Annotated in this window: 8 protein-coding genes and 2 rRNA genes; 6 read left to right on the top strand and 4 right to left on the bottom strand. The window is 68.8% G+C overall.

The features are described 5' to 3' along the window. The 3 genes from ACLBYB_RS24635 to ACLBYB_RS24625 all read left to right on the top strand — a co-directional run. A 23S ribosomal RNA gene (locus ACLBYB_RS24635) occupies positions 1 to 174 on the top strand; the annotation flags it as partial. Positions 175 to 341: 167 nt separating this feature from the next. Further along, positions 342 to 457 (top strand): 5S ribosomal RNA (gene rrf, locus ACLBYB_RS24630). A 376-nt stretch (positions 458 to 833) separates the two neighbouring features. Continuing rightward, positions 834 to 1343, top strand: a complete 510-nt coding sequence (locus tag ACLBYB_RS24625; protein ID WP_447700351.1) for a sigma factor — start codon at positions 834 to 836, stop codon at positions 1341 to 1343. A 232-nt stretch (positions 1344 to 1575) separates the two neighbouring features. On the opposite strand, the gene ACLBYB_RS24620 is transcribed toward ACLBYB_RS24625, so the two are convergent. The 3 genes from ACLBYB_RS24620 to ACLBYB_RS24610 are packed head-to-tail and all read right to left on the bottom strand — an operon-like array spanning position 1576 to position 7664. After that, the gene (locus ACLBYB_RS24620) at positions 1576 to 4494 is read right to left on the bottom strand and encodes a hypothetical protein (RefSeq protein WP_447700350.1); all 2919 of its coding nucleotides are present in this window, start codon (positions 4492 to 4494) and stop codon (positions 1576 to 1578) included. 38 nt (positions 4495 to 4532) lie between these two features. Then, the gene (locus tag ACLBYB_RS24615) at positions 4533 to 5897 is read right to left on the bottom strand and encodes an HlyD family type I secretion periplasmic adaptor subunit (RefSeq protein WP_447700349.1); all 1365 of its coding nucleotides are present in this window, start codon (positions 5895 to 5897) and stop codon (positions 4533 to 4535) included. A gap of 3 nt (positions 5898 to 5900) precedes the next feature. Continuing rightward, positions 5901 to 7664, bottom strand: coding sequence for a type I secretion system permease/ATPase (locus tag ACLBYB_RS24610; RefSeq protein ID WP_447700357.1), 1764 nt, complete (start codon positions 7662 to 7664; stop codon positions 5901 to 5903). Between the two features lie 373 nt (positions 7665 to 8037). Here ACLBYB_RS24610 and ACLBYB_RS24605 point away from each other — a divergent pair, with 373 nt between their 5' ends. After that, a complete protein-coding gene (locus tag ACLBYB_RS24605) occupies positions 8038 to 8364 on the top strand; it encodes a helix-turn-helix domain-containing protein (protein WP_447700348.1) in 327 nt (108 codons plus the stop codon). An 85-nt stretch (positions 8365 to 8449) separates the two neighbouring features. On the opposite strand, the gene ACLBYB_RS24600 is transcribed toward ACLBYB_RS24605, so the two are convergent. Then, positions 8450 to 8704, bottom strand: coding sequence for a hypothetical protein (locus ACLBYB_RS24600; protein WP_020095905.1), 255 nt, complete (start codon positions 8702 to 8704; stop codon positions 8450 to 8452). Positions 8705 to 9142: 438 nt separating this feature from the next. On the opposite strand from ACLBYB_RS24600, the gene ACLBYB_RS24595 reads away from it, so the two are divergent. After that, entirely contained in the window at positions 9143 to 9832 is a 690-nt protein-coding gene (locus ACLBYB_RS24595) for a sigma-70 family RNA polymerase sigma factor (RefSeq protein WP_447700347.1), read from the top strand. Positions 9833 to 10566: 734 nt separating this feature from the next. Beyond that, the gene (locus tag ACLBYB_RS24590) at positions 10567 to 10791 is read left to right on the top strand and encodes a hypothetical protein (protein ID WP_020095907.1); all 225 of its coding nucleotides are present in this window, start codon (positions 10567 to 10569) and stop codon (positions 10789 to 10791) included. Positions 10792 to 10883: the final 92 nt, after the last annotated feature.

Below are 10883 nucleotides of genomic sequence, written 5' to 3'. Positions count from 1 at the left end.
GCAGCATAGCTATGTACGGACGGGATAACCGCTGAAGGCATCTAAGCGGGAAACCCCCCTTAAAACGAGACCTCCCTTGAGGGCCGTGGAAGACGACCACGTCGATAGGCCGGGGGTGCAAGCGCGGTGACGCGTTGAGCCGACCGGTACTAATCGCCCGATTGGCTTGATCGCTCTCGTGATCCGTGTCCGGACTGGTTCGGCAGCCGCAGAGGCTGACGAAGCCAGAGACACACGAAACAAGAAGACCCGCAGCGACACCGCTGCCTGCTTGCCGAACGAAACACTCGCCGTCGCAGCACCCTGCGCCGCCGAGTGCCAAAAAAGTTGCGATGCGCCGGTCTGGTGGCCTGAGCGGCGTGCCCAGAACCCGATCCCATCTCGAACTCGGCCGTTAAACACGCCAGCGCCCATGGTACTGTGTCTCAAGACACGGGAGAGTCGGTCGCCGCCAGACCTGCCCATCGCAATACACACACACGTTCCCTCACCACGAACACCGATCCGGCCTCCGGACACGGCGCACGCTCGCCAGAGCCGGCGCCGGATCTCATCGGTCGCTCCGCCCCCGTGCAAGTTCTCTGAGCCACGTCACCTTCGGTGATGGGCGTTCGATCGGCCGCACGGCCATCCCAATCAGCCGAGAGATCGTGCGCAACCGCGAAGGCGGTTCCCCGCGTCGCGCGAGGGCTGACTGATCCCGGACATCTGCCTGCTCCGAGCCTTTCCCGACCGGTCGTGCCGAACGCCTCGGCCAGTCGTCGTTCGCCCGGCACCGACGACCGCGCTGTGCCGAAGGCGCGGCCTTGAGGGCTGTACAGCAAACCTCTATTATGATGCTGCTGTACAATGCCTCCGGTCAGTGTGGAATCGAGCATCGCATGCCGTGCCATCCGGACACGCGCTCACGGTCGGTCCCCGGTGATAGGGCTGGATCGCCGTCCCTCAGGGCTGATGGCGGACCAGAGTGTCCGCCTGCCGCGTCCGGCCCCGACAAGATCCATCTGCGTCGTCCGCACTCAGGGGATCTCAATGCGGCGGCCGATCGGGATCCGGCGTTCGACGCGGACCGTTTCCGGGCAGCCCTCGTGGAGTTGCTGCCCGACCTGAAGCGATTCGCGGGGTCGATGGCGAAGACGGCCGATCAGGCTGAGGACTTGGTTCAAGAGACGCTGCTCAGGGCTTGGCTGTGTCAGGATCGCTTTCGTCCTCGTGGCCATCTTCGAGCCTGGACATTCACCATCATGCGGAGCAGCCTCTCGCCCTCCAAGCGTGAGACAGCGGATCCGACGGATGTCGGCAACGCTGCACCCGACAGGCGACGCATCGATCCTGACCGGTGAAACCGCGGAGCGTTCTCGCAGGACGAAAGGCTACGGCCACGTCCTCTGACGCGGCGGTGCTGGATGTGGCGACGCCGATCATCGACGCGCGCGCTCTACTGCGTGCGTCGAGATATGAACCGCTCTTCGTCAGTCCGAGTGCTTCGCGCTCCCCGGTCGAGTTCAGGGCGGTCGAGCGCCACCGTCGAGAACTCACGAGAATGCCTGCCGTTCGCGGATCCTCGGTTTCCCGTCAGGAGTGGAGGTCGAAGTGATGGGCGTTGGCGCCGTGATCTGAAACCCCGATCAGGCCGACGTCTCCGTGGACGCCACTGTCCGCCGGTGCGTGGCTCGGTCCGGCCGGTGGGCCGGGTTTGCTGTCGGACGCGAATTCGATGGTGCCGTTCGGGCCGATGCTGGCTGCCGGTCTCGGACCGTGACTGCCCCCGCTCGTCGGGGGACTCGGCTCGCCTGGCGGTTCTTGATCACGGCTCACGCCGGTCGAGCCTCCTGATCCCTGGCGCGAGAGCGATTGGTCTGACGCCACCGGGGTGCCGACGTTCGCGGCTGCAACGGCAGTGCCGTGACCTGTGTGGTGCGGGCCCGCGTCGAGGTTCGCGGGATTGGGATCCGCCTCGACCGCTCGATCCTGCGTGCCGCTCGGCGAGATGCCTGCGTTCGCACCGGTTGCCGGGTTGGAGCCGTCCGAGTTCCGCAGATACGGTTCGGTCTCTCGGGCGTGATCCGCAGCCTCGCCGCTGCGGCCGGGCCCGTCGGCGGTCTGAGTATGGCCTGGATCGTCCGCTCTCACCCCCGCCAGCGCGCTGGCTGACGGAGCGATGGAGTCCGCGTCGGAAGCCGCGCTGTGAACGGCGGGACCCTGTGCGTGCGGTCCATTGTCTTGGAGGTGCCCGGGCGGCTCGCCGCTTCGATCGTCCTGCCCGTGGCCTGGATCGGCAGCGCGCGCCTGCGTGCCGGCTGACGGCGGACCTGGGTCCGCGTCGGTGGCCGAGCCGTGACCGCGGCTATCCTGTGCGGGTGGTGCCGTATCGTGAAGATGTCCCGGCGCCTCGGCGCTCCGGCCAGGTGAAGCGCCGGCCCGCGCGTGACCGGGATCAGCAACATCCGCCTGCGTCTGCGCGCTCGCGGATGGTTGGACCGGATCCGTGTTGGCGGCCGAGCCGTGATGGCCGGCATCCCGGGCGTGCGGCGCCGTGTCTTGGACATGTTCCGGCGCCAGCGCGCTCCGAACCGGTCCCTCGCCAGCCTGCCTGTGATCCGGTTCGGCGGCTCTGGCCTCGATCTGCAGGTTGGCTGCCGGATCTGAGGGGGTGGGATCGGTGGCCGCCGTGCCGTGGCTACCGGCATCCTGTGCGTGCCCTGCCGGGCCCTGGAGAGGCCCCGGTGCCTCGGCGCTCCGGCCGGGGCCTTCGCCGGCCTGAGCGTGCGCAGCCACCGCGCCGCTCGCCTGCACGGTGGCTGAGGGCGGCGCTGATTGCGTGCCGGTGTCCGTGCCCTGACCGTCGTTGTCCTGAGCGTGCGGCGCCGAGCCCCGGAGGTGGCCCGGCGCAGCGGCACTCCGGCCGGGACCTTCGCCGGCCCGCGTCGGGCCTGGATCGGAAGTGCTTGTCTGAGCCTGTGCCAGACCCGGCGGTTCATCCGGACTCGCGCCGCCGGCCACGTCCAGTGGAACGGCCGCCGCGTCCTTGTGATGGCCTGGCGCATCGGCGCTCCGGCCAGGCCCGTCGCCATCTTGACCGCGGCCCTGATCGGTGACCTCCCCCCGGATCTGCGCGAGGCCCGCTGTTGGACGCGGGCTCGGATCGGATGCTGCACTGGGGTCGCCGGCCGCGCCGTGCAACTCCCGTTCGGATGCACCTGCGCCGATGCCTGAAGGATCCGCATGTGCGACCGCGTCGTGCCGCCCCCTTGCCTCCGGCGAGACGCCCGTTCGCGGATCGTTGTCCGGGCTACCGGAGCGCTCCTCGACCGGGATCTGCGCGTGTCTCAACTCGGGCTGTGCGGCGGCATTGAGCCCGTTGACCGGGGCTGGCGGAGCTTCCGATGCCGCGTGACCGGTCGTCGGGGTCACGCTCTGGGCCAGCGATGGCGCCTCACCGGTCGCGCTCGACGACGGGGCTCCCTGTTCCCGTACCGCGGCGTCCCCCGATGGCGCGGCGCCACCGTCCGATCTGGAATCCGGAGACGACGATGAACCCGCTGCGAGGGCTGCGCTGGCCTCGGCGCCGCGCGCGAGCGGCTGAAATCCGGATTCCGCGCCTGCCCGGGTCGGCCCATGGCCGAGGGCCGGGTCTCTGAGGCCGATGAGCCCGAAATCGGCGGCGTCAGATCGGGCGGAAACGACCGCAGCCGACTCGGCCGTTAGGAGACCGGCCGCGCCGCTCGCGGGACCTTCGTGGCGGCCGGTGCCGAGCGGACCCTCCGACTGGACGGGGCTCGCCGCTCCACCCGTCGTCGGCGACAGGCTGCCCTGGTCACCCGGGACGGCGCTGATGGCGCCCCGCGCGCCGAGGTATGATGTGGCCTCGATACCCTGTGAGGGGTGGTCGACGAGGGCATCCGCGGCGAAGACCATGGCCGAGAACACGATCAGCCCGACCTGCTTACGGTGGCCGTCGCGCTCATCGGCATCGCCCGTGTCGCGCGCTTCGGACGGCCCGTGCTGTTGCGCGTGGCCCGCGTGAGGGGGCTGCGCCGCGCTCTCGGTCGATCGCTCCCCGTCATCCGCGCGGGCGTCGTCGGGCGACAGGCTCAGGGCCGCAGCCGCGACGAGAGCCGCGAGCAGCGCCGCCGGGTGAACCGAGAGCTTCGTCCCGCGGGCATCCTGCGGGATCGGGAGAAGCTCGGGATAGCGTCGGGCGATCTCGTTGATGAGGGCGCGGAAGTCGCTGCCTCGCATCGGGCTGTCCAAGACATCGGACGCGATGACGTAGCTGCCGTCGATCCTGGCGAAATGCATGACGGCGTCGCCATCCGGCCGGCAGAAGACGAACCAGGGATCCGCCTCGTCGCTCAGGCCCTGCTCGCTGCCGATCTGCAGGCCGGCTCGGATCAGCGCGGCCTCGACGCGGTAGAATTCCGCGAGTTCCTGCTGCGACCAGCCGCCCTGGCACGTCGTTGCGGGTCGGAAGAACGAGATGACCGCGCCCATCGGGACCTCACGTCCGCACAGTGACTGAGAAGCGGACTCTATCGTTCATGGAAACTGCGTCCCAGAGCATCGAAGAACGGCGCCACCAGATAGTCGAGCGCCGTGCGCTCGCCGGCCGAGACGACGACCTCGGCGGGCAGGCCCGCCAGGAGGCGTGGTCGTACGTCGTCCGGGAGTTGATGGTCGTCGATCTCCACGGTGCCGGAGAAATAGGCCTGCTTGGTGCCGTCGTCGATCAGGCGGTCGCGGGAGACCATCGTCAACGTCCCGAAGATCGCCGACATGCGGCGCGTCTGAAAAGCCGGAAACTTCACCTCGGCCCGCATGCCGGCATGAACCGCCTCGAGATCGTTCGGCGCGAACTGCACGCTGATCACGAGCCTGTCGTTCGTCGGAACGATCTCCATCAACGGCTCGCCCGAGCGGACCACCTGGCCGATCGTGTAGACCTTCAATCCCTGGATGACGCCCTGGTGCGACGCCCGGACCTCGTGCCGACGGAGAACATCCCGGGCCACGATGAGCTTCTCGCGCAGTTCAGCGATCTTCTGGCGCGTGTCGAGGAGCTGCGCGGTCAGCGATTCCTGCAGCTTCTGCTTGAGCTGCGCGGTCTGCATCCCCGCCTCGTTGATGCCGTTCTGCGCCTTGGCGGTCTCTGCCACGGACCGTCCGATCACGCCTCGGAGGCGCGCGTGCTCGCGCTCCATCATCAGAACGCGCGAGAGCGGGATGAGGTTCTTCTCCTGGAGGCCGCGCAAGCCCTCCAGCTCCTGCTGGATCAGCGCGACCTGCTGCTCGCCCGAGGCCTTCTCGACCGCCAGCCCGGAAATCTCCGTCTTCAGCTGCGTGACCCGCGCCTCGATGAGGCCGAGCTGCGCCTGGAAGGACGCGCGGCGCTCCGACAGCTGGCTGGCCTGGTCGTCGATCAGGCCGGCGACGGCCGGCTCGGCGCGCCGCTCCGCGATCTCCGGCGGCAGGAGCAGATCCTGCGCCTGGCCCTGCTCCGCGCGGAGGCGCGCTTCGAGGATCAGGGCCCCGTCGAGCTGGCCGCGGAGCAGATCGTTGCTGGCTCGCGATTGCACGGGATCGATGCGTAGCAGGACGTCGCCCGCGCCAACCGCCTGGCCGTCCCGGACCAGCACCTCCTGGACGATGCCGCCTTCGAGATGCTGCACCACTTTGCGGCTGCCTTCCGCGACCACCACCCCGGGACTGATGACCGCCCGGTCGAGGCGCGCGACGGCGGCCCAGGTGCCGACCACCCCGAACGTCGCGACGATGAGCGCGTAGCCGGCGACGGCGTACGCGCGCCAGTTCGTCAGGTCGGCGGAGCCCGACCGGTCCCGATCGGACCTTCTTCGCACGGGGGACGGGCTCGGGATCGCGGCGCGCGTGACGGTCATCGCTTATCCCGCGCTCCGCTGTTCGTCGGAGCCGCGGCGGCTCTGGGATGCCGCGGGGCCGACGGGCGGCACCAGGGTCGGGACAGGCCGCTGGCCGGTGACGTGAGCGAGGACCTGCTCGGGCGTGCCGGAGAGCTGTACGCGGCCCTCGCTCATGAGCAGGATACGGTCGGCCTCCTCCAGCAGGCTCACCTTGTGGGTCACCAGCACCACCGTCGTCCCGGATCGCTTCAGGTCCGCGACGGCGCGCATCAGCGCCGCCTCGCCGGGCTGGTCGAGACTCGCATTGGGCTCGTCGAGCACGACCAGGCTCGGCTCGCCGTAGAGCGCGCGGGCCAGAGCGATGCGCTGCCGCTGACCGCCTGACAGCCCATGTCCCCCCCGACCGATGACCGTATTGTAGCCCTCCGGAAGCGACTGGATGAGCGCGTGACAGCCAGCCCGTTGGGCAACCTCGATGACGCGCGCGTCGTCCCGGTCGGCGAAGCGCGCGATGTTCTGCGCGACGGTCCCGTCGAACAGTTCGACGTCCTGAGGCAGATAACCGACATGCTGCCCGAGCAGGGCCCTGTCCCAGTGGTTCAGGTCGGCCCCGTCGATGCGCACCGTGCCTTCCAGCAAGGGCCAGACCCCGGTGAGCGCGCGAACGAGCGTCGATTTGCCGGCGGCACTCGGGCCGATGATCCCCACGACGCTGCCGGGCTCGAGCCGGACGCTCACTGCCTTGAGGATGGGGCGCGTCGCGCAGGGGGCCGCCACCGAGATGTCTTCGGCCTCGATCAGGCCGCGCGGCCGCGGCAGGACGAGGCGGCGCGTCTCCGAGCCGGCGACCGCCACGAGATCGGCCAATCGCCGATAGCTCGCCCGCGCCGCCGTGAAGCCCTTCCAGTTGCCGACGACGGCCTCGATCGGCGCGAGGGTGCGGCCGATGATGATGGACGCGGCGATCATCGACCCGGCCGAGATCTCGCGGTGAATCGCCAGATACGCTCCGACGCCCAGCACCAGGGTCTGTAGCAGCATGCGGACGAACTTCGTGGCCGCGACGATCAGGCCCGCGCGATCGCTGGCCCGCGCCTGGAGGAGCAGGACGTCGTCGTGGCGGCGCCCCCAGAGCCCGCGCATGGACGCGACCATGCCCATGGCCTGCAGCACCTCCCCATTCCGAAAGACCGTGGCGGCGCTCTGCCCCGCTTCGCGCGAGGCCTGACTGGCGGCGTCGAGCGTCCGACGGGTGGCGACCTCGTTGAGCAGCGTGAGGCCGAGGATCGTGCCGCCGCCCACCAGCGCCATCCAGCCGAACCAGGGATGGAGGATGAAGCAGGCGAGCAGGAAGATCGGAATCCAGGGCAGATCGCAGAACGCCAGCATGCCGGCGCCGGTCAGGAACTCCCGCAGGACGTCCACGTCGCGCAGCGCCGTATCGTGCTGCGCGCCGGGCCTGAGCAAGGTGCCGCGATGGGCGGCATCGAAGATCGGCGTGGCGATTTTCTGATCGAACACCACACCGCCGCGCACCAGGAGGCGGGCGCGCAGCAACTCCAGCATCGCGTAGACGGCCAGGCCGAACGCCGCGATCAGCGTGATCCCCGCCAGGGTCGTCTCACTCCGGCTGGGGATCACGCGGTCGTAGATCTGGAGCATGTAGAGCGGGCTGACGAACAGCAGCAGATTGATGAAGAGCCCGAACACCACGGCGGTCGCCAGGACCGGCCGGAGCGAGCGCAGGCCGATGGTCAATGCCGATTGCAGCGAAGGATCGCCCATTCTGCCCTCTTCCTGCGATCGATCGGCACGATCGGCGATACCCGGTGGCTCAGATTCCCGTGCTGCTCGCGTCAGTGACCCGCGGGCGCTCAGATCCGCGAGCGGCAATCGTACGTGCGATTCTCGACTTTCATGGGCCGCTATCCAGAGACATGCACCGGTAGTGGGGCATCCGGCGCCATTCTCCAAATCGTTCCTTACAGGATGATAGCGCTATTCAGGTAGTTGCCAAGCAACGGGATCCGTTCGGGGAGGACGCGGGGACGACGGGTGCCGCCGCGCATCTGGACAGCGCGGCTCCGTCCCAGCTATATGGTGTTTGCTGTATAAGCGCCGCGCCGCGTGGCTTCGGTCGGCAGGAAGGTGAAACCCCGTGTATGCCCATCAGCAACGCCTGGACTCCGAGGAGGTGCTGGAGCTGCGTCGGGAGGGGGGACGGTATCTGAAGGAACTGCGGGAGGCGCGCGGCCTGTCGCAACGACAGCTCGCAGCTCTTGTCGGTGCGGATTACTACACCTTCATCTCGCAGCTGGAGACCGGGCGCGGTCGTATTCCTCCGGATCGGTACCGCGCGTGGGCCGAGGCGCTGGCGATCGAGCCGAGAGCGTTCGTCCGGAACGTGATGCGCTTCTACGACCCGATCACCCACGAGATCCTGTTCGGCGATCGGAGCGCGGAGCCTGATGGCAACGAGGCGTAGGCCGTCGACGCTCTCAGGGCCCGGATCGTTCGGATGCGCGAGGCGCGCGGGACGGCTCCAGCCTGGAGTCGACCGCCCGCGCAGCTCAGGAGGTGGAGTGGTCCGCACCGTCCACCGTCTGTGATCCGAGGGGTGATGGGTCGTCAGACGTCACGTCGGCGGCCGATACGGGCGCGCCGATCGCCGCCATCAGCATTCGCAATCCCTCGATCCACGTATCGGCCTCGGCCCGCGAGATGCACCCGCTGCGGCGAAAGATTTTGCCGGACTCGAGCTTGACAACAACGTCGAAGTGGCCGTCCGGCCTGTCCGTGATCCAGTATTCGACATTCTGAGGCATCGACGCTGCCCAATAGATCCTCACTTGGCCGGCAACAGCCGCCCCGCCCACGCAGCTCGCAGTCTGACGGCGAACGCGCGCCTCTCGCCGACGTGACTCGTTCACCTCGATCCGTTGTTCCTCGCTCGGCCTCAGACCACGTCGGGGTTCACCTGCGCGCGCGATGATCTTCGGCTCCTTCTCGGTTCAACATGTCCGCCCCCCAGGGACGGAAGCGTGCCCCAACGCGTAGGCCGCGGAGAACGATCCGCCGCTTGCGGGGTTAGATGTTCACTGTACAGTCAGGCGGCGGGTCCTATCTGGAGGGGTGGACGCTCGATGACGCGCGTGGTCGGGCCACTCCCGCCGGATGGCCCGCTGCAGATCGCCGGTTCGTCAGGCGGGATTCACGGCGGCCGGAGATCGGTTCGTGCGGCGAGCGCTTTGAGAGGACGTGAGTTGACGGACACGCTGGTTGCTCAAGACGGCGGAGTCGATCGGCCGAGCCGACAGGACCCTCCGGAACCCGCGATTCTGCCCACCGGTGTGCGGGATCATCTCGGCCTGCAGCTGCGCGCCGCCTACGAGGCCGTGACACGGGCACAGACACCGCCGCGTCTGCTGGACCTCGTCGCGCGGCTCGATGCAGCGCTGGAGGGGCTGCGCCAGGACGATGCCACCGCGTTTCGCGAGGGCCTGACCGAAACGCTGCCCGGCCTGCGCGCCTTCGCCCTCTCGCTCGTCGGCGATGCCTCGCGCGCCGACGATCTGGTCCAGGAGACTGTGCTCCGAGCCTGGGCGCGCCAGGACCTGTTCATCCCAGGTTCCAACCTGAAGGCGTGGCTCTGCACCATCCTGCGCAACCAGTTCTACACCGAGTGCCGCAAGCGAAAGCGCGAGATCGAGGACGTGAACGGTGCCGCCGCGGCGCAGCTCACGGCGCCCGCAGCCCAGGAGCACGGGTCCGATCTGCAGATCGTCTGGTCCCATATCGGCAAGCTGCCGGAACTGCAGCGTGAGGCCCTGCTCCTCGTGGGGGCCCAAGGCCTGACCTACGAGGCTGCCGCGGAGGTGATGGGCTGTCAGACCGGGACCGTGAAGAGCCGGGTGAGCCGCGCCCGGGCCTTGCTCGTCGCGCATCTCGCCTGAGACGGGCATCCTGACCGAGGGCGGATTTTCTACGCTCGACGGCCCCTGCATGGTTGAGACAGGTGCCCATCCGCGCTCCGCTCTGGGGCGAGTCCCGACGGGCGACGACCTGGGAACGGTCCCCCGCCGTCCTGGCCGGTGTCGAACCTCGACGGCTCGACCATCCTTGTCGGACGGATAGCCCGGGCAGAGAGACGAGGTGGGGCGCGCGACACGCTCGAAGGCCGGGGAAAGGCCAGGCGCAGGCCGGCAAAGCCGTCTCGGCCCCTATCGCGACCGCGAAACCGCAGCGGGACGCCCTCCCCCATCGCGCTTCAAGTCGCACGAGCGTGTCGCGAGCATCGACTGCACCACGCGGCCGCCATCGTCGATGGACACCGCCGCGGTTCAGTCCGCGCTTCGGCAAGGTTCGGGCCCGTCCCGGTCGCTGCCGCCGCAGCAGGCCGCTCGTCCCGGTCCGAGCCAGAGATCATCCCCAAGCACCTCGACGGACGCTCCGCCTCCACGCGCCGCCCGTGTCGCACGAAGGTCGGCCGTGGCGTCACCGACCATCGGGCAGTGCCGCGTCAGGCATCCTCGCCGCGGAGACTCTCGGCGCGGTCTCCGGTGCCGCTGCGGAACAGGTCGCCCTTAACAAACTCACCCATCCCCGTACGAATCCGGGTCGCCGCTGGACTCACTTTGCAGAATCGGTCCACATGAACAGTCACGTTGGCAGAATCGGGCGGGGACCGATGACCGCAGAGGAACGGCTGGCTGAGCTGAAGGCGGCGGACACGCGCCGTCAGACACGTCGCAGGGAGGCTCTGAAGCAGAAGGGCATGACCCAGCAGAACGTGTGGCTGAAGCCGTCGGTCAAGGCCGTCATCGACCAGGCGATCCAGAACGGTCGGTTCAGGAGCCGTACCGAGGCGATCGAGTGGGCGCTCGCGTCTGCCTTCGAGGAGAAGTCGGCATGATGTAACGGGCAAAGCAGAAGGCCCCGAGGCGGGAACCTCGAGGCCTTTGGACCTGACATACCCTGGGATGGGGCGCGACAGGCGATTCGCAC

The organism is Methylobacterium sp. D54C, from assembly GCF_053345595.1.
Note: the sequence above shows the minus strand (reverse complement) of the source record. Positions and strands in the feature narration are given on the sequence as shown.

Excerpts from the sequence above, each read along its gene's own strand:
- ACLBYB_RS24600 (WP_020095905.1), bottom strand. The coding sequence starts at position 8,704 with ATGCCTCAGAATGTCGAATACTGGATCACGGACAGGCCGGACGGCCAC.
- ACLBYB_RS24590 (WP_020095907.1), top strand. The coding sequence starts at position 10,567 with ATGACCGCAGAGGAACGGCTGGCTGAGCTGAAGGCGGCGGACACGCGC.
- ACLBYB_RS24610 (WP_447700357.1), bottom strand. The coding sequence starts at position 7,664 with ATGGGCGATCCTTCGCTGCAATCGGCATTGACCATCGGCCTGCGCTCG.
- ACLBYB_RS24620 (WP_447700350.1), bottom strand. The coding sequence starts at position 4,494 with ATGGGCGCGGTCATCTCGTTCTTCCGACCCGCAACGACGTGCCAGGGC.
- ACLBYB_RS24625 (WP_447700351.1), top strand. The coding sequence starts at position 834 with ATGATGCTGCTGTACAATGCCTCCGGTCAGTGTGGAATCGAGCATCGC.
- ACLBYB_RS24615 (WP_447700349.1), bottom strand. The coding sequence starts at position 5,897 with ATGACCGTCACGCGCGCCGCGATCCCGAGCCCGTCCCCCGTGCGAAGA.